We start from the raw sequence: 25,873 nt of genomic DNA on the forward strand, positions 1-25,873 counted from the left end.
TCTGCACGACACGCCAGAGGACAGGATGGTTGTACGCATCAGCGCCCCAGGCGCCCGCGAACCATCCCGACCATGGCGTTGAGTTCTTCGATGCGCATCCGCTTGGCGGCGACGAGGAACACCGCCGCCAGGGAGATGCCGCCGGCCACCAGGGCGGTGAGGGAACCGAGGGCTCCGCTGCCGATGAAGTGCAGGACGGCGAAGGCGACGGCGCCGGCCACGGCGGCGGCGGGGACGCAGGCGCCGATGAGCCGGGTATAGGTGCGCATCACGTGCGCCCCGTCGAGATCGCCGCCGAGGCGGGTGCGCAGTCGGCGCCAGGCGACACCGACGCCCACGGCGTAGCCGAGGCCGTAGGCGGCGGCCATGCCGACGACGGCCCAGCGGGCGGGGAGCACGAAGAAGGCGACGGCGGACATGCTCGCGTTGACGGCGGCCACGATGACCGTGTTGTAGAAGGGCGTCCGGGTGTCCTCGTAGGCGTAGAAGCCGCGCAGGACCACGTACTGGACGGAGTAGGGGATCAGTCCGAGGCCGAAGGCCATCAGGATGAAGCCGATGTTCTGGGCGCTCTCGGTGCCGGAACCGGCGTAGAGCAGGCCTGCCATGGGGACGCCGAGGGCGAGGAACGCGAAGGCGCAGGGCACGATCGCGACGGCCGAGGTGCGCAGTCCGTAGGAGATGTCGTCACGGACGGCGGCGGCGTCGCCGTCGTGGGCGGAGCGCGAAATGCGGGGCAGGACGGCGGTCATGACGGAGACGGTGATGATGGCCTGCGGCATCTGCCAGAGGAGCAGGGCGTAGTTGTAGCCGGTGATGCCGGTACCGCCGTGTCCCTGTTTGTCGGCCACCTCGCCCGCCCAGGTGGCGAGCTGGGTGACGACGATGAGGCCGAGCTGGTTGGCGAGGACGAAGAAGAACGTCCACTTGGCCAGGCCGGCGGCCTTGCCGAGGCCGTGGCCCTTCCAGTCGAACCGCAGGCGCGGCTTGAAGCCGGCGTCGCGCAGGTAGGGAAGCATCGCCAGGGACTGGACGACGAGGCCGAGCAGGGTGCCCAGGCCCAGGAGCCGGACGCCTTCGGGGGTGATGCCGGCCTCGGTGACGCCGGTGGTGGTGAAGCCGCCGAAGGCCCAGATGAAGGCGCCGAAGGTGGCGATGACGACGATGTTGTTGAGGACCGGGGTCCACATCATCGCGCCGAACCGGCCGCGGGCGTTGAGGATCTGACCCAGGACCACGTGCACACCCATGAAGAACATGGTGGGCAGGCAGTAGTGGGCGAAGGCGACGGCGACGTCCAGCCGCGCCGGGTCGTCGGCGATCTTCTGCGACATCATGCCGATGAACAGCGGGGCCGCGAGCACACAGACCACGGTGACGGCGCCCAGCAGGACCATGACGAGGGTCAGCAGCCGGTTGGCGTAGGCCTCTCCCCCGTCCTCGTCGTTCTTCATCGCGCGCACCAGCTGCGGGATGAAGACGGCGTTGAGTGCGCCGCCGCCGACCAGGACGTAGATCATCGTCGGCAGGGTGTTGGCGACCTGGTAGCTGTCGTTGAGGGTGGCGACGCCGATCGCCCCGGCGATCACCAGGGTCCGCATGAAGCCGGTGATGCGGGAGACGATGGTGCCGGCGGCCATCAGGGCGCTGGACTTGAGCAGGCTGGAGGCGCGTCCTGCGGGCTTGCTCGGTGCCGGTGCGGCCACGGGCGCGTCCTCGGCGGGCGTACGGGGCGCCGCGTCCTGGTCCCGGTAGAGGTGCGCGAAGGCGTCGGGGCGGGGGTCCTGGTCGGCGGCCTTGGTCACGAGGGAGTCCACGCCGACGAACTGCGTGGTCGTGGCGTGGTCGCCGTAGGGAAGGTGCCGGGAGGGGCCGTCCGGCTCGGGCGGCGGGGTCTGGGCCCATACCCGCGGGTCCGGGGCGTAAGAGGGGGCCGCCGGGGCCGCGTAGAGCGGACCGGGCTCTTGGAAGGTGCCGGGCGGTGGCGGCGGGTGCGAGGCCCGGTCGTACAGGACCTCCGCCACCGGGTCCTGGGCGGAGAGGTCCTGCGCCCGGTACGGGTCGTAGGCGTAGGCGTCCTGGACATAGGGGTCGTGGTCCGGCGCGGGCGCGGGCGCGGGAACCTGTCCCGGCACCGGGGCGCCGGGGGCAGTGCCCTGGGAGGGCGCAGACCCGCCAGTGCTCTGCGCGCGGTCACCTTCGTACGGCGCGTTCATCGAAACCCCACCTCATCGTCCCCAGGCCGACCGGCCACGGCATCGCTCAACGGTCCACTGTCTCACCCGTGCCGGACGGGTCCGCGCTTTGCGGTCCGGTGTCCGGGGACTCGTCACTCTGCTGCGTGCTCTCCTCGGCGGCGGCGCGTGCCGCGACGCGCTTGCGGCTGGCGTACATCTTGATGCCGGCCAGCACGAGGAGGAGGACACCGCCCGCGATGACGAGCATGACGGTCGGGGTCACCTCGGTGGCTTCGACGGTGAACTTGCGGGCCTTCCCGTAGGGCACGCCGTCGGTGGTGAAGAGCTGGGCCGTCACCGAGACCGGGCCGCTCGCGGTGGCGTTGGCGGGGAACTTCACGGTCTGGCTGTGCCCGCCCTGGATCGCGACTTCCTGCTGGGCCTCGCCGCTGTCGCCGAACATCAGCCGGGTCGGGTTGGCGGACTGCAGCCGGAGGACCAGGTTGTGGGTGTCCTGGACGAGGCTGTTCTGGACGGTGACCGGGATGGTCGCGCTGTGTCCGGAGAGCGTCGCGTCGGACTTGGGGATGATCTTGACCTTCTCGGTGAGCCGGATCAGGTACTGCTGGACCTGGTCCCGGTAGGCCCGCGCCGCGTCGGGGCGGCCTCGCCACGAGGAGGACATCTCCCGGTTGGTGGTGTTGCCGAAGGGGATCTCGACGCGGTCGGGCGCCGTCAGGATCACCTTGAAGTGGCCGAGCGTGTTCTCGGTGGTGCGGATCTTCTCGAAGGCGGAGACCGGCAGTTCCTGCTTGCTCAGCGCCTCGGGGTACTGACCGGCTCCCGGGACCTGGGTGGCGGCGCGGGGGTCGGGAGTCGCCGCGGCGGCCGCCTCCAGGTCCACGCCCTGGCTCCAGCGGCCCGACTGCAGACCCCGGATGGCGGCGGCCATCGTCTGTGCCTGGCTGGAGCTGGGCATCCGCTGCGGAGCGACGACGAAGCTGCGCTGGTTGTCGGTCTTCTGCAGGTTCAGGGCGAGGGTCTGGGCGAGGAACTGCTGCACCGCGAGGGTGGAGTTCCCGGCGCGGAGCATGTCGCCCTGGAACGCGGTGGAGAGGTCGGCGTCGGCGACGACGGCCGTGGTGCCCGCGCCGATGGGCCGCGCGGCCGACGGGGTGTAGCCGAGGGCGCCGCTCTCCTGGAGGCTGTCGCTGCGGGTGAGGACGTTGTGGGCACCGGCCGACGTCGCGACGTTGACGATCGACGGGTCGATGGCGCCGTCCAGGGGCCAGGAGAAGTCGGTGCTCGCGGGGACGTGCAGAACGGTCTCGACGGCCTGCTTCGCCTTGTCCGTGGCCGGCCGCAGCTGCCCCAGGGTGCCGGAGACGTCCTTGCCGCGGTGGGCGAGCGAGGCGATGTCCGGATCCGCGAAGGGCAGTGCGACGACCTTCTTGCCCTGGACGGCGCTTTCCAGCGAGCTCAGCCACTGCTCGGCGATGGCCTTGTTCTTGCCCGGGACGGTCCGGCCCTCGGGGGTGCGGACCCGGTATCCCTTGGTCATGGCGTCGACGGTGTAGAGCAGGTCCGGATCGATGACCCAGGTGATGGGAAGGTCCTTGCCGAGGGTGACCATCTGCTCCAGGCGGCCGCCGGTGCGCAGCTCGTCGGCGAGGCTGTCGTCGAGGAAGACGGGGGTCTGCAGCTCGTCCGAGCCGGTCTCCGAGGTCAGGTGCGTGGTGGAGATCAACGGCCAGGCGTACGCGAGCTGGGAGCGCTTGGCGGCCGCCTCCGGCTGCCAGGGCAGGAAGGTCCGCTTGATGCCGAGGACCTGCTCGTACTGGCTGCTCTCGGTCTCCCCGGACACGGAGACGCCGAGCTGGTAGACGCCGTCCTCGTCCAGGTCCAGCTTGTTCACCGGAACCTTGAGGGTGAAGGGCTTGCCGACCTTCGAAGGCAGCGAATCGATCTTCACGGCGAACTCGGGGCCGACTTCGGCCGGGTCGGCACCCGCCCGGAATTTGCCGCGCTCGGCGACCTCGTCGATGGAGCTGCGGTCCCCCAGCGCCGGCCCGACCCGCAGACCCACGTGTGCGTCGGTGATCTTCTCGGAGCCGTTGTTGATCACGGTGCCCGAGATGGTGAGGGTGTCGCCCTTGACCGGCGCGCTCGGTGTCAGGGTGTCGAGCTGGACGTCGACGGCGGTGGCCGCCGTGTCGGCGGCCTGGGCCTCGGGCGCGTGCGAGTAGACCAGGCCGGCGAGTACCGGCGTCCCGGCGAGCAGGACGACCGCGCGTCGCAGCCAGCGTCGCCGGGCAGGAGCGAGGGACGCCCCCTGGATGTCTGCCGCCTCGGCCAACGCGCTCGCCCGTCCCTCGGAGTGTCAGTGGTCGTCGTTTGTGCGTCCACGCATGGTAACGAGGCCCGCTGTGCGCGAGTGCCGCGCCTTGCTCCACATGATCGGGCCCGCCCCGGAGCGGCCGCGGGGCGGGGTGGCCGCAAAACACGGGAGCTGGCGGCGGGCCGGGCACGTACCCTTTTCTGTTGTGCCGAACGCCAACGAAGACAACCCCAGTGTCCTGAATCACGGGCAGGCCCACGCGGTGAGTGAACTGCTGCGGATCGCCCCTGTCGCCGACGAGCTCGGCCGCCGTTTCCAGGAGGCGGGTTTCCGCCTCGCCCTGGTCGGCGGGTCCGTCCGCGACGCGCTGCTCGGGCGCCTCGGCAACGATCTCGACTTCACCACCGACGCCCGGCCCGAGGACGTTCTCAAGATCATCAGGCCGTGGGCGGACTCGGTCTGGGACGTCGGCATCGCCTTCGGCACGGTCGGTGCGCAGAAAGACGGCTTCCAGATCGAGGTCACGACCTACCGGTCGGAGTCCTACGACCGGACCTCGCGCAAGCCCGAGGTCTCCTACGGCGACTCCATCGAGGAAGACCTCGTCCGTCGCGACTTCACGGTGAACGCGATGGCCGTCGCGCTCCCCGAGAAGGAGTTCGTGGACCCGCACGGCGGTCTGGAGGACCTCCGGGCTGGCGTGCTGCGCACTCCGGGCACTGCCGAGGACTCCTTCTCCGACGACCCGCTGCGGATGCTGCGGGCGGCGCGGTTCGCCGCGCAGCTCGACTTCGAGGTCGCCCCGGACGTGGTGGCGGCGATGACGGAGATGTCCGGCCGCATCGAGATCGTCTCGGCCGAGCGGGTACAGGGCGAGCTGAACAAGCTCCTGCTGTCCGCGCACCCGCGCAAGGGCCTGGGCCTCCTCGTGGACACGGGGCTGGCCGAGCACGTGCTGCCGGAGCTGCCGGCGCTGCGGCTGGAGAGCGACGAGCACCACCGGCACAAGGACGTCTACGACCACTCGCTGATCGTGCTGGAGCAGGCGATCGCGCTGGAGGAGGACGGACCGGACCTGGTGCTGCGGCTGGCGGCCCTGCTGCACGACATCGGCAAGCCCCGGACCCGCCGGTTCGAGAGCGACGGGCGGGTCTCCTTCCACCACCACGAGATGGTGGGCGCGAAGATGACCAAGAAGCGCATGACCGCGCTCAAGTACTCCAACGACATGGTCAAGGACGTGGCCCGGCTGGTGGAGCTGCACCTGCGCTTCCACGGGTACGGGGACGGGGAGTGGACCGACTCGGCCGTGCGGCGCTACGTCCGCGACGCCGGTCCGCTGCTGGACCGCCTGCACAAGCTGACCCGTTCCGACTGCACCACGCGCAACAAGCGCAAGGCGAACGCGCTCTCCCGCACCTACGACGGGCTGGAGGAGCGCATCGCCCAGCTGCAGGAGAGGGAGGAGCTGGACGCGATCCGGCCCGACCTCGACGGCAACGAGATCATGCGGGTCCTCGATGTGGGCCCCGGCCCGGCGATCGGCAAGGCGTACGCGTTCCTGCTGGAGCTGCGGCTGGAGAACGGTCCCATGGAGCACGACGCGGCGGTGGCCGCCCTCAAGGAGTGGTGGGCCGCTCAGGGTTGAGGGCCCGGGCGGGCCGATGTTTCACGTGAAACATCGGGGCGCAGAGTCTGTCGTGCTGCGGTCAGGGCGATGTTGCACGTGAAACATCGCCCTGCCGCATGAGGAGTGCGGCGGTCGCGGCGTAGAGCAGCGCCACCCCGAGGACCAAGGGGACGGAGTGCCCGTCGAGGGGGAGCACGACTGCGGCCACCCCGGCGGCGCCGACGAAGGCGGCGTTGAAGAGCACGTCGTAGACGGAGAAGACGCGGCCGCGAAAGGCGTCGTCCACCTGGGACTGCACCACGGTGTCGGTGGAGATCTTGGCCCCCTGGGTGGCCAGGCCCAGCACGAAGGCGGCTGCCAGCATCGGCCCGGGCGCGAAGAACAGGCCGAGCGCCGGTACCAGCACCGCGGCGCCCGCGGCGCACAGGGTGATGGAGCCGAGGGCGCCCAGCCGGCCCACCAGCCAGGGAGTGACGACGGCGGCCGCGAAGAACCCGGCCCCGGAAATGCCGACCGTGACGCCCAGCAGGGCCAGCCCGTCGGCCTCGTTGTCAGACCAGGCGTAGCGGCAGAGCATGAGCAGCGTGACGAACAGGGCCCCGTAGCAGAACCGCATGACGGTCATGGCGGTGAGCGCCCGGGCCGCCTCGCGCCGGGAGGCCAGGTGGCGCAGGCCTTCGGCCAGGCCCCGCACGGTGAGGGCGACCCCCTGGACGACCGTCGGGTTGATCCGCCCGGGAGGGTGGTCGGGCCCGAGGAGATCCAGTGCCAGGCGCAGGGAGACCAGGGCCGCGCACAGGTAGAGGCCGGCTCCGAGGAGGACGACCAGGGCGTCGGAGTCGTCGGCGAGTACACGGACGAGGAAGGCCAGTCCCCCGCCGGCGACGGCGGCGAGCGTTCCCGCGGTGGGTGAGAGGGCGTTCGCAGTGACCAGCTGGTCGGGCCCGACGACCCGCGGCAGGGAGGCGGCGAGCCCGGCCAGGACGAAGCGGTTGACCGCGGTCACGGACAGCGCCGAGGCGTAGAAGAGCCAGTCGGGGACGTGCGCGACGATCAGCATTCCGGTGACGCAGGCGAGGAAGGCCCGCAGCAGGTTGCCGTAGAGGAAGACCTGGCGGCGGCACCAGCGGTCCAGCAGGACTCCCGCGAAGGGGCCGATCACCGAATAGGGCAGCAGGAGTACGGCCATGGCCGAGGCGATGGCCGCGGGCGAGGCCTGCTTCTCCGGGGAGAAGACGACATAGGCGGCCAGTGCGACCTGATAGACCCCGTCGGCGGCCTGGGACAGCAGCCGTACGGCGAGCAGGTTGCGGAAGTCCCGCAGACGCAGGAGTACGCGCAGATCACGTACGACAGCCATGAGGGAAAGGGTCACACACGCGGAGGGTCCCCGGGCACATTGCCCGGGGACCCTCCGCGGAAGAGCAACCGAAGTCCAGGTGTCCTTGCGGACGCCGGGGTTCGACTAGCGCTCGACCTCGCCCTTGATGAACTTCTCGACGTTCGCGTAAGCCTCGTCGTCGAAGTACTGCACCGGCGGGGACTTCATGAAGTAGCTCGAGGCCGACAGAATCGGGCCACCGATGCCGCGGTCCTTGGCGATCTTCGCGGCGCGCAGCGCGTCGATGATGACACCGGCGGAGTTCGGGGAGTCCCACACCTCGAGCTTGTACTCGAGGTTCAGCGGGACGTCGCCGAACGCGCGGCCTTCGAGGCGGACGTAGGCCCACTTGCGGTCGTCGAGCCACGCGACGTAGTCGGACGGGCCGATGTGGACGTTCTTCTCGCCGAGCTCGCGGTCGGGGATCTGCGAGGTGACGGCCTGAGTCTTGGAGATCTTCTTCGACTCGAGCCGGTCGCGCTCCAGCATGTTCTTGAAGTCCATGTTGCCGCCGACGTTGAGCTGCATGGTGCGCTCAAGACGGACACCGCGGTCTTCGAACAGCTTCGCCATCACGCGGTGCGTGATGGTGGCGCCGACCTGCGACTTGATGTCGTCGCCGACGATCGGGACACCGGCCTCGGTGAACTTGTCCGCCCACTCCTTGGTGCCGGCGATGAAGACCGGGAGGGCGTTGACGAACGCGACCTTGGCGTCGATGGCGCACTGGGCGTAGAACTTCGCCGCAGCCTCGGAACCGACCGGCAGGTAGCAGATCAGGACGTCGACCTGGCGGTCGAGGAGGGTCTGGACGATGTCGACCGGGGTCTCGGCCGACTCCTCGATGGTCTCGCGGTAGTACTTGCCGAGACCGTCCAGGGTGTGGCCGCGCTGAACGGTCACACCCGCGCTCGGGACGTCACAGATCTTGATGGTGTTGTTCTCGCTGGCGCCGATGGCGTCCGAAAGGTCGAGGCCGACCTTCTTCGCGTCGACGTCGAACGCGGCGACGAACTCGATGTCGCTCACGTGGTAGTCGCCGAACTGGACGTGCATCAGACCGGGGACCTTGGCCGCCGGGTCGGCGTCCTTGTAGTACTCGACGCCCTGCACCAGCGAGGCGGCGCAGTTGCCTACGCCGACGATGGCTACGCGAACCGAACCCATTCCGGTTGCTCCCTGTTTGTTCTCGGACGAGGCCTGCGAGATGCAGACCTCACTTTGCAGTTTCGTCGGACGGACCGGGTCGTCTCTGATCCCGTCCCGCCCGCTCACTCTCGATGAGCTCGTTCAGCCAGCGCACTTCGCGCTCCACGGATTCCATGCCGTGGCGTTGCAGCTCGAGCGTGTAGTCGTCGAGCCGCTCGCGTGTGCGAGCCAGCGAGGCGCTCATCTTCTCCAGGCGCTCCTCAAGGCGGCTGCGACGGCCTTCCAGTACCCGCATGCGTACGTCCCGTTCGGTCTGGCCGAAAAAGGCGAAGCGGGCGGCGAAGGACTCGTCCTCCCAGGCATCGGGGCCCGTGTGGGAGAGGAGCTCCTCGAAGTGCTCCTTACCTGCTGCCGTCAACCGGTAGACGATCTTGGCGCGGCGCCCTGCGAGTGAAGCGGCGAGAGCGTCCTCCGGGGCATTGCCCGGCTCTTCGATCAACCAGCCGTTGGTGACGAGCGCCTTGAGGCAGGGGTAGAGCGTCCCGTAGCTGAACGCTCTGAACACCCCCAGTGAGGTGTTGAGCCGCTTGCGCAGCTCGTAACCGTGCATGGGGGATTCGCGAAGCAGGCCGAGAACAGCGAACTCGAGGATGCCTGAGCGCCTGCTCATCCGCCTGCCCTTTCCCCCGCCTCGGAGTCTTTATGTCGAGCTGATGTATCGGCTCGATACATCCAGACGATAGAACGGGTAGCCGTCAGCTACAAGTGGTGACACGGTGACCGGCGTCACATCACCGATTTGCGTGAGGCAAGTTGCCTGATTTGGGGTGAACTTCGGCACTGATTGGCTTTTGCGCGTGCGTAGTCTGTGCGCCATGACACCGGGGGGACCGGAACTCACCTGCCGCTTCCAGGCCACTCGCCTGCCCGAGGAGTAGTCGTTCGATGAGCGAGCACCGCCGCAAACCGCAACAGCCCCAGGGCGGCGGCCGCGCCGCCGCCCGCAAGGCTGCCCAGCAGCGCCCCTCCAGGGGCGCCGGTTCCGGGCGTGACGTCCCCACCGCGTCACCCAGCGGGCCGTATGGACAGCAGCCGGGTCACGGCAGCCGATCGGACGCCCGGAGATCCGCCGGCCGCGCCCCGGCAGGACGGGGCAGGGGCGCCGCGGGCGCCGGCCGCCCCAAGCGGTTCATCAACTATCCGCGCGGCGAGAAGGTCGGCTGGAAGCGCTTCGTCCCCTCCTGGAAGTTCGTCTGCGGCACGGCCCTGGGCTTCTTCGCGATCATCACGGCAGGTGCCGGAATCGGCATCGCCATGGTGAACAAGCCCGACGCGAACAAGACGGCCGATGCGCAGAACAACGTCTTCTACTGGTCCGACGACACCCAGATGGTCGCGACCGGCGGCTCCGTGAACCGCCAGATCGTCCCCATCGGGAAGATCCCGCGGTCGATGCAGAACGCCGTGATCGCGGCGGAGAACGAGTCCTTCGAGTCGGACAAGGGCGTCGACCCGATGGGCATCGCCCGCGCCGTGTGGAACATGGCCAAGGGCGGATCCACCCAGGGCGGCTCGACGATCACCCAGCAGTACGTGAAGAACACGTACCTGGACTCCGACCAGACGCTCAAGCGAAAGGTCACCGAGCTCTTCATCTCGATAAAGCTGGGCGTGAGCGAGGAGAAGAACACGATCCTCGCCGGCTATCTGAACACCGCCTACTACGGTCGTGACGCCTACGGGATCCAGGCTGCCGCGCGCGCCTACTTCGGCAAGGACTGCGACCAGCTGACCCCCTCCGAGAGCGCCTTCCTCGCCGCCGTGCTCAAGGGCCCGAACCTGTACAACCCCGACGGCGGCATCGGCTCCGCGGCCACGCCCGAGGCGAACAAGGAGCGGGCCACGAAGCGCTGGGCCTGGGTGCTGGACCGCGAGGTCGAGGTGGGCCGCATGCAGAAGGCCGAGCGGGACCAGTTCAAGGAATTCCCCGCCCTGATCGAGGCTCCCGAGGCCGCCGGCATGTCCGGCCAGATCGGCTACCTGGTCGAGACGGCCAAGCTGTACATGCTGAAGACCAACGGCATCACCATCGATGATCTGGCCAAGGGCGGCTACCGGATCTACACCACCTTCGACAAGACGAAGGTGGACGCGATGGTCAAGGCCGTCGAGGGCACCCGCGACGGGCTGATCGACGAGAAGAAGCGCCCCGACACCGACACCTTCGTGCAGTTCGGCGCGGCCTCGGTCGACGTGAAGACCGGAGCCCTCGTCGCCCTGTACGGCGGTCCCGGCATCGACAAGAAGCACTTCAACAACAACGCCAACACCTCGGGCGTCCAGGTCGGCTCGACCTGGAAGCCGTTCGTGCTGGCGGCGGCCATGCAGTACGGCACCCAGAACTCCAAGGGCAAGGGGATCTCGGCCGACAGCAAGTACCAGGCGAACGACCTCACGGTGATCAACAACCGTGCGGGCCAGCCGCTGCGCGACGGATCCGGCAAGCCGTTCAAGCAGAAGAACGAGAACCCGGCCCCCTACGGCTTCGTGACCCTGAACGAGGCGATGGAGAAGTCCATCAACGTCCCCTTCGCCCAGCTCGTCTTCGACGTCGGCCACGACAAGGTGAAGCAGGTCGCCGAGTCGACCGGCATCCTGAAGGAGTCCTTCGACCCGAACGACAACGCCTCCTTCGCCCTGGGCACCTCGACTCCCAGCGCCATCCGGATGGCCGACTCGTACGCCACCTTCGCCGCCTCCGGCACCCACCACGACCCGTACTCGGTGCGCAGCGTCAAGAAGAACGGCAATGACGTCCCCGGTTTCGAGGCGCCCAAGGCGGAGCGGGCCATGGACAACTCCGTAGCGGACAACATCACCAAGGTCCTGCAGAACGTCGTCGAGAACGGCACCGGCACGAAGGCCAAGAAGCTCGGCCGGCCCGCCGCGGGCAAGACCGGTACCACCGACAAGAACATGTCGGCCTGGTTCGTCGGCTACACCCCCGAGCTGTCCACCTCCGTAGCGCTGTTCCGCTCGGACCCCAGTGCGAACAAGAAGGAACTGATCTCCATGAGGGGCGTGGCGGGCATCCCCTCCCTCCACGGTGGTGACATCCCGGCCGAGATCTGGACCAAGTACATGAAGGAGGCGCTGAACGGCGTCCCGGAGTCGGACTTCCCGGAGCCCGACGAGCTCGGTGTCGTCGCGGACGCCTCCGGCGCTCCCTCGCCCTCCCCCTCCATGTCCCCCTCCCCCTCGCCGTCCCCGTCGAACTCGCCGTCCCCGTCCCCGTCTCCCAGCCCGAGCCCCTCGCGCAGCGGCGGCAAGCCGACCTGCAAGCCGTGGGCCATCTGCGAGCCGGACCCCAGCCCCAGCTCGTCGCGGTCACCCTCGCCCTCGCCCAGCAAGTCGGGCGGCGGCCGGCCGGGCGGTGCGACGAACGGCGGCACCGGAGGCTTCCCGATAGGGGGCTCCACGGGCGGCTGACCGGGCGCCCACGACACGGCAGGAGAGGGCCGTCGCACCGAGTGCGGCGGCCCTCTCCCATGTGCGGCGCCGTACGGCAGGATGTGCGCATGACGAAGGTGCACGAGGACAGCCCCGTACTGCCCACTCAGCAGGACGAGGTGGCCGCCGCGGGGAGCGAGCTCATCGGCGGCCCGCTGGGCCGCTACGCCCGGCTGGGCGGCCACTGGCTGACCCCGGTGCGGGTCGTGGTGCTCGTCGCCCTGGGAATGTTCGCGCTCGGCATGGTGCAGAAGCTGCCCTGCTACGACTGGGCGTGGTTCCGCGGGGCCGGCTCCCAGTACACCCACGCCTGCTACTCGGACATCCCGCACCTCTACGTGGTCCGCGGCTTCGCCGACGGCCTCACCCCGTACTTCGACCGGATCCCGGGCGACATGCAGTTCCTGGAGTACCCGGTGCTCACCGGGCTCTTCATGGAGATCGCCTCCTGGATGACCCCCGGCAGCGGCTCCATGCAGCACCGGGAGCAGATGTACTGGATGGTCAACGCGGGCATGCTGATGGTCTGCGCCGCGGTCATCGCGGTGTGCGTGGCCCGTACCCACCGCCGGCGGCCCTGGGACGCGCTGCTCTTCGCCCTCGCACCCGCCTTCGCACTCACCGCGACGATCAACTGGGACCTGCTGGCCATCGCCCTGACCGCCGCCGCGATGCTCATGTGGTCGCGGGGCCGTGCGGTGTCCTTCGGTGTCCTGATCGGCCTGGCCACCGCGGCCAAGCTCTATCCCGTCCTGCTGCTCGGGGCCGTGTTCGTGCTCTGCTGGCGGGCCGGGAAGTGGCGTGCGTTCGGTGAGGCGGTCGGCGGCGCCCTGGTCGCCTGGCTCGTGGTGAACCTGCCCGTGATGTTCTTCGCCTGGGAGGGCTGGCAGAAGTTCTACACCTTCAGCCAGGAACGGCCCATCGACTTCGGATCCGTGTGGCTGCTGATCTCCCAGCGTTCCGGGAACCCCCTCGAAGGCGCCAACACCTATGCGACGGGCCTGACGCTGTTGCTGTGCGCGGGCATCGGCCTGCTCACGCTCACGGCGCCCCGCCGCCCCCGCTTCGCCCAGCTGGCCTTCCTGCTGGTGGCCGCCTTCATCCTCGTCAACAAGGTCTACTCGCCCCAGTACGTGCTCTGGCTCATCCCGCTCGCCGCGCTGGCCCGGCCGCGCTGGCGGGACTTCCTGATCTGGCAGGCCGGCGAGGTCGTCTACTTCCTGGGGATCTGGTTCTACCTCGCCTACACGACCAGCGGGGACAAGCACCAGGGCCTGCCGCTGGAGGGTTACCAGCTGGCGATCACGGCCCACCTGCTGTGCACGCTCTACCTGTGCGCGGTGGTCGTACGCGACATCCTGATGCCCGAGCGGGACGTGGTGCGGCGCGACGGCTCGGACGACCCCTCCGGGGGTGTCCTGGACGGTGCCGAGGACGTCTTCACGCTCCCGCGGACGCCGAAGGCGCCGCAGGATGCGGCGCCTTCGGAGGGTCAGCGAGTGGAATGGGGCGCGCGCCCCGGGGAGTGACTCAGGCGTCGAGCACCCGGTCGAACTGCGTGGTGGTGTGGCGCAGGTGCGCCACCAGCTCGTCGCCGACCTTCGGCTCGGGAGAGTCCGACGGCACGAACAGGATCGACACCTGCATGTGCGGCGGCTCGGCGAACCAGCGCTGCTTGCCCGCCCACACGAACGGCGACAGGTTCCGGTTGACGGTGGCGAGTCCGGCGCGGGCGACGCCCTTGGCACGCGGCATCACCCCGTGCAGGGCCTTGGGGGCCTCCAGGCCGACTCCGTGGGACGTGCCGCCGGCGACGACGACCAGCCAGCCGTCGGAGGCGGCCTTCTGCTGCCGGTAGCCGAACCGGTCGCCCTTGGCGACGTGGGTGACGTCGAGCACCGCGCCGCGGTACTCGGTCGCCTCGTGGTCGCCCAGCCACAGCCGGGTGCCGATGCGGGCCCGGAAGCGCGTCTGCGGGAACTGCTGCTGCAGCCGCGCCAGCTCCGAGGCCTTCAAGTGGCTGACGAACATGGTGTGCAGCGGCAGCCGGGCCGCGCGCAGCCGGTCCATCCAGCCGATGACCTCCTCGACGGCGTCCGAGCCGTCCGGGCGGTCCAGCGGAAGGTGCAGGGCGAAGCCCTCCAGCCGGACGTCCTCGATCGCCGAGTGCAGCTGGCCGAGTTCCTGCTCGGAGATCCCGTGCCGGCGCATCGAGCTCATGCACTCGATGACCACACGGGCGCCGACCAGGCCGCGCACCCCGTCCAGCGAGGACACCGAGCGGATGACCCGGTCCGGCAGCGGCACCGGCTCCTCACCGCGTCGGAACGGGGTGAGGACGAGCAGGTCACCGCCGAACCAGTCCTTGATGCTGGCGGCCTCGTAGGTCGTGCCGACGGCGAGGACGTCGGCACCCATCCGGGTCGCCTCCTCGCAGAGCCGCTCGTGACCGAATCCGTAGCCGTTGCCCTTGCAGACGGGGATCATCCCCGGGAACTGGTCCTGGATCTGCTTCTGGTGCGCACGCCAGCGCGCGGTGTCGACGTAGAGCGTGAGCGCCATGCCCGTCCGGAGCCTCTCTCGAAAAGCTGCGTGGTGCAGCGGTGCGGTGTGTGTGGATGGGGCGGGGTCAGCGACGCGACATGTAGATGTCGAGCGCCTTGTGCAGCAGCTTGTTGAGCGGGAAGTCCCACTCGCCGACGTACTCGACGGCCTCGCCGCCCGTGCCGACCTTGAACTGGATCAGCCCGAACAGGTGGTCGTTCTCGTCCAGGGTGTCACTGATGCCGCGCAGGTCGTAGACGCTTGCGCCAAGCGCGTAGGAGTCGCGCAGCATGCGCCACTGCATCGCGTTCGAGGGACGGACCTCGCGCTTGTGGTTGGCGGAGGCGCCGTACGAGTACCAGACGTGCTGGCCGACGGTGAGCATCGTGGCGGCGGCCAGCGGCTCCCCCTCGTGCGTGGCGATGTACAGCCGCATCCGGTTGGGGTCCTCGGAGTTGAGGGCCGTCCACTGGCGCTGGAAGTAGCTGAGCGGGCGCGGGCGGAACTTGTCGCGCTCGGCCGTGACTTCGTACAGCTTCTGCCAGGTCGGCAGGTCCTCGTAGCCGCCCTGGACGACCTCGACGCCGGCCTTCTCGGCCTTCTTGATGTTGCGGCGCCACAGCTGGTTGAAGCCCTTGAGGACGTCGTCCAGCGAGCGGTTGGCCAGCGGTACCTGGAAGACGTACCGGGGCTGGACGTCGCCGAAGCCGGCCCCGCCGTCCTCGGCCTGCTGCCAACCCATCCGGCGCAGCTTGTCGGAGACCTCGAAGGCGCGGGGCTCGATGACGGATGCCTCCACGTCGCGCAGGCGCTTGACCTCCGGGTCCTGGATCCCGGCCTTGATGGCGGTCGAGTTCCAGCGGCGGATGACGACGGGCGGGCCCATCTTCACGGTGAAGGCGCCCTGCTGCTTGAGGTGCGCCAGCATCGGCTGGAGCCACTCTTCGAGGTTGGGGGCGTACCAGTTGATGACCGGGCCCTCGGGGAGGTACGCGAGGTACCGCTTCACCTTGGGCAGCTGTCGGTACAACACGAGTGCGGCGCCGACGAGTTCGCCGGACTGGTCAAACCATCCGAGGTTCTCGGAACGCCACTCGTTCTTCACGTCGGCCCACGCCGGGACCTGGCAGTGGCTAGCCGAGGGCAGGCTCTGGAGGTAGCCCAGGTGCTGCTCTCGGCTGATGGTCCTCAGGGACAGGCTCATGCGGGGCGTCTCCTCGGCGGCTTCGCTGGCTATGGCGCGAAGCCTACTGCGACGGGGGCACCACCCATCTGGGGGACAGGCCGGGCCTGGGCCGGTGGGAGGCCGGCGCCCCGTCGCGGAGGCACCCGGTCAGCCCAGCCAGCCGCCGAAGAGACCGCCGTGCGCCATGCCGAGGAAGAAGCCGATGGCAGAGGCTCCGAGGCCGATGATCAGTGCTGTGCGCTCGCGTGTCGTGGCGGAGATGAACTGCCCGTAGAGCCCGGTGACGATCCCGATCAGCCCGGTCCACGAGCTGAGCAGGTGCAGATGGTGGAAGAAGCCCGTGACGAACGCCACGGCGCCGAGGACCAGAGTGACGGCCACCAGGGTGTCCTGGAGCGGATGAGGCTTCCCGTCGGTCGCGAAGAGCGAGATGGAGGACTGGCGTCGCATTGCCTGTGCCATCGGAAGGCACCTCCTGGCTGCAGCAGAGCGGTGCTGCGGGCTTCCTCCGGCAGACGCCGAAGGCATAGCACCGAGCACACCCGATGCATACAGATTGTGGCCTCCTGGCGCCGGATTTCAACCGGAAGGAGTGGAGGAGGTAGTCTGTACAGCTGCGCGGTGTCTGCTCTGCAGATGCCGTGCGCACGCATCACGACCCTCCTGCCACGGAACGACCGTGGCCGCTGAGTCCAAAGGAGGTGGGTTCCACATGCGTCACTACGAAGTGATGGTCATCCTCGACCCCGATCTCGAGGAGCGCGCTGTCTCCCCGCTGATCGAGAACTTCCTTTCTGTCGTCCGTGAGGGCAACGGAAAGGTCGAGAAGGTCGACACCTGGGGCCGTCGTCGTCTCGCTTACGAGATCAAGAAGAAGCCCGAGGGCATCTACTCGGTCATCGACCTTCAGGCCGAGCCTGCGGTCGTCAAGGAGCTTGACCGACAGCTGAACCTGAACGAGTCGGTTCTCCGGACCAAGGTCCTTCGCCCCGAGACCCACTGAACTTCGGTTCAGCGGTAATCGGGACCGAGTAGCACAGCAGCCCAGCAGCAATCCCCGCCGAGAGGTTCATCCATGGCAGGCGAGACCGTCATCACGGTCGTCGGCAATCTCGTCGACGACCCCGAGCTGCGCTTCACCCCCTCGGGTGCGGCGGTCGCGAAGTTCCGTGTCGCGTCCACTCCCCGCACCTTCGACAAGCAGACCAATGAGTGGAAGGACGGCGAAAGCCTGTTCCTGACCTGCTCGGTCTGGCGCCAGGCGGCTGAGAACGTCGCCGAGTCCCTTCAGCGGGGCATGCGCGTCATCGTGCAGGGCCGGCTGAAGCAGCGGTCGTACGAGGACCGTGAGGGTGTCAAGCGCACGGTCTACGAGCTGGACGTCGAGGAAGTCGGCCCCAGCTTGAAGAACGCCACGTCCAAGGTCACCAAGACCACTGGTCGCGGTGGCCAGGGTGGATACGGCGGCGGTGGCGGCGGTCAGCAGCAGGGCGGCGGCGGTGGCAACTGGGGCGGAGCCCCCAGTGGCGGCGCTGCTCCCCAGGGCGGCGGAGGTCCCTCCGACGACCCCTGGGCGTCCAGTGCGCCGGCCGGCGGCCAGCAGCAGGGCGGCGGCGGTGGCGGTTGGGGCGGAAGCTCCGGCGGCTCCGGCGGTGGCTACTCGGACGAGCCGCCCTTCTAGGGCAGCTCGCACCCCCACTTCTTGATTTCACAGGAGAGACACAATGGCGAAGCCGCCTGTGCGCAAGCCTAAGAAGAAGGTCTGCGCGTTCTGCAAGGACAAGACCGTGTACGTGGACTACAAGGACACGAACATGCTGCGGAAGTTCATTTCCGACCGTGGCAAGATCCGTGCCCGCCGCGTCACCGGCAACTGCACGCAGCACCAGCGTGACGTCGCCACGGCTGTGAAGAACAGCCGTGAGATGGCACTGCTGCCCTACACGTCCACCGCGCGATAAGGAAAGGGTGACCGAATAATGAAGATCATCCTGACCCACGAGGTCTCTGGCCTCGGCACCGCCGGCGACGTCGTCGACGTCAAGGACGGCTACGCCCGCAACTACCTGGTCCCGCGTGGTTTCGCGATCCGCTGGACCAAGGGTGGCGAGAAGGACGTGGCGCAGATCCGCCGCGCCCGCAAGATCCACGAGATCGCGACGATCGAGCAGGCCAACGAGTTCAAGGCCAAGCTCGAGAACGTCAAGGTCCGTCTGGCCACCCGCGCGGGTGACGCCGGTCGTCTCTTCGGTTCCGTCACGCCCTCCGACATCGCCACGGCGATCGAGGCGTCCGGTGGCCCGAAGGTCGACAAGCGCCGCGTGGAGCTGGGCTCCCCGATCAAGACCCTCGGCTCGTACCAGGTCTCCGTGCGTCTGCACGCTGACGTGGCCGCGACCGTCGGCATCGAGGTCGTCGCCGCCTAAGGGCTGCGCATGAAGGGCCGCACCCCTCTGGGGTGCGGCCCTTCTTCGTTGTTTCACGTGAAACAGAGGCGGCGGGCGAGCCCATGTTTCACGTGAAACATCGCCTCAGGGCTGCCCCCCGCCTGCTGACGTCTAGCGTGTGGCTCCCGCGACCAGCCAGCGGCCCGAGCGGGCCCGCAGCTGGAGGGTGACCATCCGCACCAGCATCATCAGGGTCATGGCGCACCAGAGGGCCGTCAGCCCGCCGCCCAGGGCCGGTACGAGCAGGGCGGCCGGGGTGAAGACGGCCAGCGTCAGCAGCATGGCCCAGGCCAGGTAGCGGCCGTCCCCCGCGCCCATCAGGACGCCGTCGAGGATGAAGACGATGCCGGAGACGGGCTGCGAGACGGCCACCACGAGCAGGGCCGGCAGGAGGGCGTCCTCGACGGCGGGGTCGCTCGTGAAGAGCGGGATGAACACCGGGCGGGCGGCGATCACGAGGAGGCCCAGGACGATGCCGGAGACGATGCCCCACTGCACCATGCGGCGGCAGGCGGCCTTGGCCCCCTCGGTGTCGCCCGCTCCGAGGTAGCGGCCGATGATGGCCTGCCCGGCGATGGCGATCGCGTCGAGCGCGAAGGCGAGCAGGCTCCACAGGGAGAGCAGGATCTGGTGGGCGGCGATGTCGGCGTCCCCGAGGCGTGCGGCCACGGCGGTCGCGATCAGCAGGACGGCCCGTAGGGACAGGGTGCGGACCAGCAGGGGCGCACCGGCCTGCGCGCAGGCCCGGATGCCCTCGGCGTCGGGCCTCAGGGATGCGCCGTGCTTGCGGGCGCCCCGGACGACCACGACCAGGTAGGCGGCGGCCATGGCGCACTGGGCGATCACCGTGCCCCAGGCGGAGCCGGCGATGCCGAGGCCGGCCCCGTAGACGAGGGCGACGTTCAGGCCGCCGTTGAGGGCGAAGCCGCCGATCGCGACGTAGAGCGGGGTCCGGGTGTCCTGGAGGCCGCGGATGACACCGGTGGCAGCGAGCACCACGAGCATCGCGGGGATGCCGAGGGTCGAGATCCGCAGGTAGGTGATCGCGTACGGGGCGACGGTGTCGGAGGCCCCGAAGAAGGAGATCAGGGTGGGCGCCGTGGGCAGCACGAAGGCGACGACGGCCGCGCCGAGGAGCAGGGCGAGCCAGATGCCGTCCATGCCCTGCCGGATGGCGGCCTGGAGGTCGCCGGCGCCGACGCGGCGGGCCACGGCCGCGGTGGTGGCGTAGGCGAGGAAGACGAAGATGCTCACGGCCGTGGTGAGCAGTGCGGCTGCGATGCCGAGACCGGCCAGTTGCGGTGTGCCGAGGTGGCCCACGATGGCGCTGTCGGCCATCACGAAGAGGGGTTCGGCGACGAGGGCGCCGAAGGCGGGGACGGCGAGCGCGAGGATCTCGCGGTCGTGTCGTCTCGGGGCAGCCTTCGGCGCAGTGGGGGCCTGTCTCATGTGCTCAATCTAATCTTCCACAGGTAATAGACACAAGGTCTCTAGGCTCCTTACCGATACGCCGATTCGAGCGTTCGTCCCACCTCGTTGGAGGCGATCTTGAGACAGTGGCGAAGAATTTTCTCCCCCACAGCCGGTGGGGGGAAAAATGCCAGGTCAAGTGGGGTAAGGGGGTGGGGCGGGTGATTTTGTCCACAGCGCCGTCCCCCGGTCCGTGCACAGCTTCCGGGGAGTTACCCACAGCATTGGCGCCGTCATCCACACCTCATCCACACAGCCTGTGGATAACAAGATTGGCTGACGTCGCTCGCGGGCCTACCGTGGTGCGTTGTCCGACTCGCCGAGAGCCGATTCGGGTGCCCCAAATGTCAGAGCCGTGTCGTAGAAAGAGTGACACGGCAAGGTCCGCGTTGCGGACGGGAGGAGGCGGCCCGGTGAGCATGTCCGAGCCCATGGACGACCCCTGGGCCGACAGCGGTCCAGGTGACCGTCTGCCCGCCCGTCCGCGCCGCAACGGCGAAGGCCGTGGCCGCGGGGACGAACAGAGCGATCGGGGCCGCGAGGGCGGCTCCTGGGACGGCGGGGGCGGCGGCTTCGAGCGGGTCCCGCCCCAGGACCTCGACGCCGAGCAGTCCGTCCTGGGCGGCATGCTGCTGTCCAAGGACGCGATCGCCGACGTGGTCGAGGTGCTGAAGGGGCACGACTTCTACCGCCCGTCGCACGAGACGATCTACCAGGCCATCCTCGACCTGTACGCCAAGGGAGAGCCGGCCGACCCGATCACCGTCAGCGCCGAGCTGACCCGGCGCGGTGAGATCAGCAAAATCGGCGGGGCCCCCTACCTGCACACCCTGGTCCAGTCGGTCCCCACGGCGGCGAACGCCGAGTACTACGCGGAGATCGTCCACGAGCGGGCGGTCCTGCGCCGCCTGGTCGCGGCCGGTACGAAGATCACGCAGATGGGTTACGCCGCCGACGGGGACGTCGACGAGATCGTCAACAGCGCCCAGGCCGAGATCTACGCCGTCACCGAGCAGCGGACCTCCGAGGACTACCTGCCGCTCGGCGACATCATGGAAGGCGCCCTCGACGAGATCGAGGCGATCGGATCGCGCAGCGGCCAGATGTCGGGCGTCCCGACCGGCTTCACGGACCTGGACTCGCTGACCAACGGTCTGCACCCGGGCCAGATGATCGTCATCGCGGCCCGCCCCGCCATGGGAAAGTCCACCCTCGCGCTGGACTTCGCCCGTGCCTGTTCCATCAAGGCCAATCTGCCCAGCGTCATCTTCTCCCTCGAAATGGGGCGCAACGAGATCGCGATGCGCCTGCTCTCGGCGGAGGCCCGGGTGGCCCTGCACCACATGCGCTCCGGCACGATGACGGACGACGACTGGACCCGGCTGGCCCGCCGGATGCCGGACGTCTCCGCCGCCCCGCTCTACATCGACGACTCCCCGAACCTGTCGATGATGGAGATCCGTGCCAAGTGCCGCCGCCTCAAGCAGCGCAGCGACCTGTCGCTCGTCGTCATCGACTACCTCCAGCTGATGCAGTCGGGCGGCTCGCGCCGGCCCGAGAGCCGCCAGCAGGAGGTCTCGGACATGTCCCGAAACCTCAAGCTCCTGGCGAAGGAGCTGGAGGTCCCGGTGATCGCGCTGTCCCAGCTGAACCGTGGTCCCGAGCAGCGCACCGACAAGAAGCCGATGGTCTCCGACCTGCGTGAGTCCGGCTCGATCGAGCAGGACGCCGACATGGTGATCCTGCTGCACCGCGAGGACGCGTACGAGAAGGAGTCCCCCCGAGCGGGTGAGGCGGACCTGATCGTGGCGAAGCACCGTAACGGTCCGACGGCCACCATCACCGTGGCCTTCCAGGGCCATTATTCGCGGTTCGTGGACATGGCCAACACGTAGCATCCGCCCCATGGATGCCGTATCTGAAGATCTTGTCCTGCTGCCCGCGACCCGGCGTGCGCTGAGCCACCGGATCGCGGTCGCGCAGCGCGAAGGCCGTGCTCCGTCCCTGGTGGCGACCGTGGTGCGGGGTGGAGCGGTGGTCTGGGAAGGGGCCCGGACCATGGTCGAGGGGCACGGTCCCGACGGAAACGTGCAGTACCGGATCGGGTCGATCACCAAGACGTTCACCGCCGTGCTGGTGATGCGGCTGCGGGACGAGGGCCTGCTGGAACTGGGCGACCCGGTCGAGAAGTTCCTGCCGGGAACCGGAGTCGGCGAGGTGACGGTGGGGCAACTGCTGTCCCATACGGCCGGGCTGGCGGCGGAGACGCCCGGCGAGTGGTGGGAGCGCACGGCGGGCACGCTGCGGCCGGAGCTCTCGGACGTCCTGGGAGAGCGACCCTTCCGCTTCGAGCCCGGACGGCGCCACCACTACTCCAACCCCGGCTACACCCTGCTCGGTTCGCTCGTGGAAGCCGTCCGTGCGAGGCCGTGGGAGGAAGTGCTCCGCGCCGAGGTGCTGGAGCCGCTGGGGCTGGAGCGCACGTCGGCGCAGCCGGCGGCCCCGCACGCCGGCGGCTGGGCGGTGCACCCGTGGGCGGACGTGATGATGCCGGAGCCCCTGGAGGACCTCGGGCTCATGGCCCCGGCCGGCCAGCTGTGGTCCACCACCGATGATCTGGCGAAGTTCGCCGCCTTCCTCGTACGGGGCGACGCGCGCGTGCTGAGCGCCGAGTCGGTACGGGAGATGCGGACGTCGGCCACTCCCCCGGAGCCGGGCCTCGCCGATCTCGGATACGGGCTCGGGATGCAGCTGACGCTGAGCGGCGGGCGCCGGCTCGCGGGCCACAGCGGCTCGCTGCCCGGCTTCGTCGCCGGGCTGTGGCTGAGCGAAGCGGACGACGTGGCCGCGGTGGTGCTGGCCAACTGCACCTCGGGGCTGGCTGCTTCGACGCTGGCGGCACAACTGGTGGGCATCGTCGCCGAGGCGGAGCCGCGGATCCCCGAGCCGTGGCTGCCGCTGCGGGAGGCCGATCCCGTCGCGCTGGAGCTGTGCGGCCCCTGGTACTGGGGCACGTCGGCCCAGGCCGTACGGCTGACCTACGACGGATCCCTGGAGCTGGGACCGGTGGGCGGCAGCGGCCGGTCAGCGCGTTTCCGGCCGGAGCCGGACGGCAGCTGGACCGGACTGGACGGCTACTACGCGGGTGAGTCGTTGCGGGCCGTACGGCGTCCGGACGGATCGGTGAGCCACCTCGACCTCGGCTCCTTCGTGTTCACCCGCGAGCCCTACGACCCGCAGTCCCCGGTGCCCGGCGGGGTCGACCCGCAGGGCTGGCGGGGCATCGGCTAGCGGACCGCCCTCACCCCGCTACGAGTTCACGCTCCAGCGGGGTGCGCATGCGCGGGGTGATGCGGGCCTCCCCCACCCAAGTGGTGAGTCGGGCGGCTTCGGCGGCGATGGCCCGCTCGGCTTCGCCGCCGGGGTCGCCCAGTAGCCGGTGGACGATCTCGCCGTCGCCGCGCTGAGCCCAGCCGCCGACGATCCGGCCGTTCCACCACACGGTGGGGCCGATGTTGCCGGCGTAGTCGAAGAGGGCCGGCCGGTGGGCGGGGTCGAGGTGGAAGCCCCGGTCCGCCCAGCCCATCGCGCTCGGATCGAGGGCGGGCAGCAGGGCGGCCCAGGGCTCCTGGTCGGGTTCGGGCCCGGTGTCGCCGGGGCTGACGAGCGCGGTGGTGCCGTCGTCGAGCCGGACCGTGTCGGGGCCGACCGCGGCAAGGGCCTTGCGTACGTCGGTGAGGGTCCAGCCCGTCCACCACTTGAGGTCGGCCTCGGTGGCCGGACCGTAGGACCGGAGCCAGCGGCGGGCCAGCTCGGCGCGGGCCTCGGCCGGGGGTATGGCGGGCCAGGGCTCGGTGTGGACCCAGCGGTACTGGCTGGAGGTCCACGAGCCCCGGGGCCGGTCCCGGCGGATGCGGCCGTCGGCGGCGAGCAGCCGGATGACGCGGGTGGCGACGCCCATCTCCGTCTCGTACTTCTTGCCCCGCTCGATGGTGATCTTCTGGCGCAGTACGGGTACGGCCGCCGAGAGCTGGCTGCCGGTGGAGGGCCCGTGACTGTCCAGCGCGTCGAGCGCGGCGCTCTCCGCCCCGGCGAGCCAGTCGGCATCGAGGCCCTGACCGTCTTCGGCGAGCTGCTTGAGGAAGGTGCGCCGCTCCTTCGCGGCGATGGCCCGCGCGGTGGAGGAGTCGACGTACGGGGCGACTGCGGTGGAAACGGCGAAGAGCGTACGGCGCATGCTGAGTAGCCGTACGAGGCTCACGTCCTCGTACAGGGCCCGTTCGATCACCTCGGGTCCGCCTTCGGCGAGCCGGGCCCGGGCCGAGAGGAAGACCGTCGAGGCATCGGTGGCGTGCAGGCCGATCACGGCGTCCGCGGCCTCGGGCACGTTCGCGGCGCGGGCCGACGGTGCGAGGCGGTGGCGGCGGCCGAGGCGGCGGCGGCGCTCCGCGGCGGTGACGAGGGGGAGGCTGCTCATCCTCCCGATCGTAGGCCGGGCCGCCGACAGCGACCCGGCCCACACGGGGGCTCAGAGCTGGAGCTTGAACCCGACGTGGGAAGCGGTGAAGCCGAGCCGCTCGTAGAAGCGGTGGGCGTCGGTGCGGGTCACGTCCGAGGTGAGCTGGACGAGCGAGCAGTTCTCCGCACGGGACCGCTCGATCGCCCATTCGATGAACCGGGTCCCCAGTCCGCTGCCGCGTTCGTCGGCGTGGACGCGTACGCCCTCGATGATCGAACGGGTGCTCCCCTTGCGGGAGAGTCCGGGGACGATCGTCAGCTGGAGGGTGCCGACGACGCGGCCCCCGCGGACGGCGACGACCACGTGCTGGTGGGGGTCGTCCGTCAGCCGCTTGAGCGCCGCCCTGTACGGGGTGAGGTCGTCGGGGGACTCCCGGGTGGCGCCGAGCGGGTCGTCCGCGAGCATCGCGACGATCGCGGACAGGTCCTCCTCGGTGGCCGGCCGGATGAGCAGGTCGGAGCTGGTGTCGGTCATGGTGCGAGCCTCCTGGCTCAGCCGGCCGCCACGGTGAGCGGAGCCCAGCGGCGGCTCCAGTCACCGGGCAGGGCGGGGATGTCCCGGGTCATCACGGCATTGAAGGCCACGGAGCCGAGACCGCGGTCCTTGAGCCAGCCGAGCAGCTCTTCGTGGCGTACGTCGACATCGGTGCGCAGGGGCCGGTCGGAGGCCGCCGCGAGGGCGGTGACCAGGGCGCGGGCCGTGTCGGTGTCGCGGGCCACCAGCGGTCCGATGACATGGGTCTCCATGTTCGGCCAGATGGCTCCGTAGCCGATCAGCTCGCCGGACGGGTCCTCGGCAACGAGCAGCCGGTCCGTGAAGGCCGGCAGCCGGGTGATCAGATGGGTCCGGTCGACGCCGAAGACCTCGGCGTCCAGCAGCAGGATCCGAGGGATGTCCTCGCCACCGGCGGGCCGGACGCGGACGCCGTCCTGCGCGGGAGCGGCGGCATCCGGGCTGAAGGAGCCCCGGAGCATCTCGGCACGGCCGGTGGTGTCGAAGCCGAGCTCCTCGTAGAGGGGGCGGCCGTACGGGGTGGCGTGCAGGGTGATCGGAACGCCCTTGAGGAGGTCGTCGCAGATGTACGTCATCAGGCGCCGGCCCAGACCCTGGCGGGCGTAGCGCTCGGCGACCAGGACCATGCCGATGGCTGCGAGTTCGGGATCGGCCAGCGGAGGCCCGTAGCGGGTGACCACGCAGACCGTGGCGAGTCCGAGGCCGTCGGGGGCGTCGATGCCGTAGCCGTGTCCGGCGGCGAGCAGCAGCCCCCACTTGTGGTCCTCGCGGGGCCAGCCGCGGTCTTCGGAGAGATCGGCGCAGTGGCGGAGGTCGTCCACGGTCAGTGCGCGGATGGGGAGGGCGGTGAGATGGGGTGGTGTCACGGCCTCAGAGTGGTTCATGGAACCGGGGCCGGTCCAGGGGATTTGGGGCGGATGTTTCACGTGAAACATCCGCCTGCCGCGCGTCTCCCGCCCGTCCGGCTTCTGTGAGCGCGACCCACTGTTTCACGTGAAACGAACGTACT

The 25,873-nt window shown here is 69.6% G+C and carries 21 protein-coding genes; 9 read left to right on the plus strand and 12 right to left on the minus strand.

All coding sequences use genetic code 11. From position 1 onward, the window contains the following. Positions 1-38: 38 nt before the first annotated feature. On the minus strand, positions 39-2,216 hold the full coding sequence (gene murJ / locus ACFVX6_RS09755; RefSeq protein WP_389689695.1) for a murein biosynthesis integral membrane protein MurJ: 2,178 nt from the start codon (positions 2,214-2,216) through the stop codon (positions 39-41). Positions 2,217-2,262: 46 nt separating this feature from the next. Further along, on the minus strand, positions 2,263-4,533 hold the full coding sequence (locus ACFVX6_RS09760) for a DUF6049 family protein (protein WP_389689697.1): 2,271 nt from the start codon (positions 4,531-4,533) through the stop codon (positions 2,263-2,265). 187 nt (positions 4,534-4,720) lie between these two features. On the opposite strand from ACFVX6_RS09760, the gene ACFVX6_RS09765 reads away from it, so the two are divergent. Beyond that, positions 4,721-6,163, plus strand: coding sequence for a CCA tRNA nucleotidyltransferase (locus ACFVX6_RS09765; protein ID WP_389689699.1), 1,443 nt, complete (start codon positions 4,721-4,723; stop codon positions 6,161-6,163). Between the two features lie 61 nt (positions 6,164-6,224). Here the strand turns inward: ACFVX6_RS09765 and ACFVX6_RS09770 are convergent, their stop codons facing one another. From ACFVX6_RS09770 to ACFVX6_RS09780, 3 genes are all read right to left on the minus strand, one after another. After that, positions 6,225-7,505 (minus strand): MFS transporter, encoded by a 1,281-nt coding sequence (locus ACFVX6_RS09770; RefSeq protein WP_389689701.1) that lies wholly within the window; start codon positions 7,503-7,505, stop codon positions 6,225-6,227. 105 nt (positions 7,506-7,610) lie between these two features. Then, complete coding sequence (locus ACFVX6_RS09775; RefSeq protein WP_250738618.1) at positions 7,611-8,693, minus strand: inositol-3-phosphate synthase; 1,083 nt, start codon at positions 8,691-8,693, stop codon at positions 7,611-7,613. A gap of 49 nt (positions 8,694-8,742) precedes the next feature. Continuing rightward, on the minus strand, positions 8,743-9,345 hold the full coding sequence (locus tag ACFVX6_RS09780) for a PadR family transcriptional regulator (protein WP_389689703.1): 603 nt from the start codon (positions 9,343-9,345) through the stop codon (positions 8,743-8,745). Between the two features lie 275 nt (positions 9,346-9,620). On the opposite strand from ACFVX6_RS09780, the gene ACFVX6_RS09785 reads away from it, so the two are divergent. Together ACFVX6_RS09785 and ACFVX6_RS09790 are read left to right on the plus strand one after the other, a co-directional pair. Then, the gene (locus ACFVX6_RS09785; RefSeq protein ID WP_389689705.1) at positions 9,621-12,164 is read left to right on the plus strand and encodes a transglycosylase domain-containing protein; all 2,544 of its coding nucleotides are present in this window, start codon (positions 9,621-9,623) and stop codon (positions 12,162-12,164) included. Positions 12,165-12,253: 89 nt separating this feature from the next. Further along, positions 12,254-13,714: a glycosyltransferase family 87 protein gene (locus ACFVX6_RS09790; RefSeq protein WP_389689707.1), complete on the plus strand. Its 1,461-nt coding sequence runs from the start codon at positions 12,254-12,256 to the stop codon at positions 13,712-13,714. A 1-nt stretch (position 13,715) separates the two neighbouring features. Here the strand turns inward: ACFVX6_RS09790 and ACFVX6_RS09795 are convergent, their stop codons facing one another. The 3 genes from ACFVX6_RS09795 to ACFVX6_RS09805 all read right to left on the minus strand — a co-directional run bounded on the left by ACFVX6_RS09795 (position 13,716) and on the right by ACFVX6_RS09805 (position 16,377). Further along, positions 13,716-14,747, minus strand: a complete 1,032-nt coding sequence (locus tag ACFVX6_RS09795) for an alanine racemase (RefSeq protein WP_389689709.1) — start codon at positions 14,745-14,747, stop codon at positions 13,716-13,718. A gap of 67 nt (positions 14,748-14,814) precedes the next feature. Beyond that, positions 14,815-15,933 carry a peptidoglycan bridge formation glycyltransferase FemA/FemB family protein gene (locus ACFVX6_RS09800; protein WP_243331146.1) on the minus strand — a complete coding sequence of 373 codons (1,119 nt, stop codon included), beginning with the start codon at positions 15,931-15,933 and terminating at the stop codon, positions 14,815-14,817. Positions 15,934-16,062: 129 nt separating this feature from the next. Continuing rightward, positions 16,063-16,377, minus strand: a complete 315-nt coding sequence (locus ACFVX6_RS09805; RefSeq protein ID WP_389689711.1) for a hypothetical protein — start codon at positions 16,375-16,377, stop codon at positions 16,063-16,065. 250 nt (positions 16,378-16,627) lie between these two features. Here ACFVX6_RS09805 and rpsF point away from each other — a divergent pair, with 250 nt between their 5' ends. From rpsF to rplI, 4 genes are all read left to right on the plus strand, one after another. Then, on the plus strand, positions 16,628-16,918 hold the full coding sequence (gene rpsF / locus ACFVX6_RS09810; RefSeq protein WP_015034882.1) for a 30S ribosomal protein S6: 291 nt from the start codon (positions 16,628-16,630) through the stop codon (positions 16,916-16,918). A gap of 72 nt (positions 16,919-16,990) precedes the next feature. Next, positions 16,991-17,596, plus strand: a complete 606-nt coding sequence (locus ACFVX6_RS09815) for a single-stranded DNA-binding protein (RefSeq protein WP_389689713.1) — start codon at positions 16,991-16,993, stop codon at positions 17,594-17,596. A gap of 43 nt (positions 17,597-17,639) precedes the next feature. After that, positions 17,640-17,876, plus strand: coding sequence for a 30S ribosomal protein S18 (gene rpsR / locus ACFVX6_RS09820; protein ID WP_003956534.1), 237 nt, complete (start codon positions 17,640-17,642; stop codon positions 17,874-17,876). A gap of 18 nt (positions 17,877-17,894) precedes the next feature. Further along, positions 17,895-18,341 (plus strand): 50S ribosomal protein L9, encoded by a 447-nt coding sequence (gene rplI / locus ACFVX6_RS09825; RefSeq protein ID WP_243331152.1) that lies wholly within the window; start codon positions 17,895-17,897, stop codon positions 18,339-18,341. Positions 18,342-18,473: 132 nt separating this feature from the next. Here rplI and ACFVX6_RS09830 read toward each other — a convergent pair whose 3' ends face one another. Continuing rightward, positions 18,474-19,811 carry an MATE family efflux transporter gene (locus ACFVX6_RS09830; RefSeq protein ID WP_389689715.1) on the minus strand — a complete coding sequence of 446 codons (1,338 nt, stop codon included), beginning with the start codon at positions 19,809-19,811 and terminating at the stop codon, positions 18,474-18,476. A gap of 452 nt (positions 19,812-20,263) precedes the next feature. Between ACFVX6_RS09830 and dnaB the strand changes: the two genes are divergently transcribed. Both dnaB and ACFVX6_RS09840 read left to right on the plus strand, forming a co-directional pair. Then, on the plus strand, positions 20,264-21,727 hold the full coding sequence (gene dnaB, locus ACFVX6_RS09835) for a replicative DNA helicase (protein WP_382977853.1): 1,464 nt from the start codon (positions 20,264-20,266) through the stop codon (positions 21,725-21,727). 10 nt (positions 21,728-21,737) lie between these two features. Then, a complete protein-coding gene (locus tag ACFVX6_RS09840) occupies positions 21,738-23,123 on the plus strand; it encodes a serine hydrolase domain-containing protein (RefSeq protein WP_389689717.1) in 1,386 nt (461 codons plus the stop codon). Between the two features lie 10 nt (positions 23,124-23,133). Here the strand turns inward: ACFVX6_RS09840 and ACFVX6_RS09845 are convergent, their stop codons facing one another. From ACFVX6_RS09845 to ACFVX6_RS09855, 3 genes are read right to left on the minus strand one after another with little or no spacing between them, the layout of a single operon-like run. Next, on the minus strand, positions 23,134-24,309 hold the full coding sequence (locus ACFVX6_RS09845) for a winged helix DNA-binding domain-containing protein (protein WP_389689719.1): 1,176 nt from the start codon (positions 24,307-24,309) through the stop codon (positions 23,134-23,136). A 51-nt stretch (positions 24,310-24,360) separates the two neighbouring features. Beyond that, a complete protein-coding gene (locus ACFVX6_RS09850) occupies positions 24,361-24,825 on the minus strand; it encodes a GNAT family N-acetyltransferase (protein WP_389689721.1) in 465 nt (154 codons plus the stop codon). Positions 24,826-24,842: 17 nt separating this feature from the next. Beyond that, the gene (locus ACFVX6_RS09855) at positions 24,843-25,730 is read right to left on the minus strand and encodes a GNAT family N-acetyltransferase (protein WP_389689723.1); all 888 of its coding nucleotides are present in this window, start codon (positions 25,728-25,730) and stop codon (positions 24,843-24,845) included. Positions 25,731-25,873: the final 143 nt, after the last annotated feature.

Source organism: Streptomyces sp. NPDC058289, assembly GCF_042880975.1.
Lineage (GTDB): Bacteria > Actinomycetota > Actinomycetes > Streptomycetales > Streptomycetaceae > Streptomyces > Streptomyces stoeckheimensis.

Coding starts and splice junctions, on each gene's coding strand:
- rpsR (WP_003956534.1), top strand. CDS start 17,640: ATGGCGAAGCCGCCTGTGCGCAAGCCTAAGAAGAAGGTCTGCGCGTTC.
- ACFVX6_RS09845 (WP_389689719.1), bottom strand. CDS start 24,309: ATGAGCAGCCTCCCCCTCGTCACCGCCGCGGAGCGCCGCCGCCGCCTC.
- dnaB (WP_382977853.1), top strand. CDS start 20,264: ATGGACGACCCCTGGGCCGACAGCGGTCCAGGTGACCGTCTGCCCGCC.
- ACFVX6_RS09780 (WP_389689703.1), bottom strand. CDS start 9,345: ATGAGCAGGCGCTCAGGCATCCTCGAGTTCGCTGTTCTCGGCCTGCTT.
- ACFVX6_RS09850 (WP_389689721.1), bottom strand. CDS start 24,825: ATGACCGACACCAGCTCCGACCTGCTCATCCGGCCGGCCACCGAGGAG.
- ACFVX6_RS09770 (WP_389689701.1), bottom strand. CDS start 7,505: ATGGCTGTCGTACGTGATCTGCGCGTACTCCTGCGTCTGCGGGACTTC.
- ACFVX6_RS09815 (WP_389689713.1), top strand. CDS start 16,991: ATGGCAGGCGAGACCGTCATCACGGTCGTCGGCAATCTCGTCGACGAC.
- ACFVX6_RS09800 (WP_243331146.1), bottom strand. CDS start 15,933: ATGAGCCTGTCCCTGAGGACCATCAGCCGAGAGCAGCACCTGGGCTAC.
- rpsF (WP_015034882.1), top strand. CDS start 16,628: ATGCGTCACTACGAAGTGATGGTCATCCTCGACCCCGATCTCGAGGAG.
- ACFVX6_RS09785 (WP_389689705.1), top strand. CDS start 9,621: ATGAGCGAGCACCGCCGCAAACCGCAACAGCCCCAGGGCGGCGGCCGC.
- ACFVX6_RS09830 (WP_389689715.1), bottom strand. CDS start 19,811: ATGAGACAGGCCCCCACTGCGCCGAAGGCTGCCCCGAGACGACACGAC.
- ACFVX6_RS09840 (WP_389689717.1), top strand. CDS start 21,738: ATGGATGCCGTATCTGAAGATCTTGTCCTGCTGCCCGCGACCCGGCGT.
- murJ (WP_389689695.1), bottom strand. CDS start 2,216: ATGAACGCGCCGTACGAAGGTGACCGCGCGCAGAGCACTGGCGGGTCT.
- ACFVX6_RS09775 (WP_250738618.1), bottom strand. CDS start 8,693: ATGGGTTCGGTTCGCGTAGCCATCGTCGGCGTAGGCAACTGCGCCGCC.
- ACFVX6_RS09805 (WP_389689711.1), bottom strand. CDS start 16,377: ATGGCACAGGCAATGCGACGCCAGTCCTCCATCTCGCTCTTCGCGACC.
- ACFVX6_RS09795 (WP_389689709.1), bottom strand. CDS start 14,747: ATGGCGCTCACGCTCTACGTCGACACCGCGCGCTGGCGTGCGCACCAG.
- rplI (WP_243331152.1), top strand. CDS start 17,895: ATGAAGATCATCCTGACCCACGAGGTCTCTGGCCTCGGCACCGCCGGC.
- ACFVX6_RS09790 (WP_389689707.1), top strand. CDS start 12,254: ATGACGAAGGTGCACGAGGACAGCCCCGTACTGCCCACTCAGCAGGAC.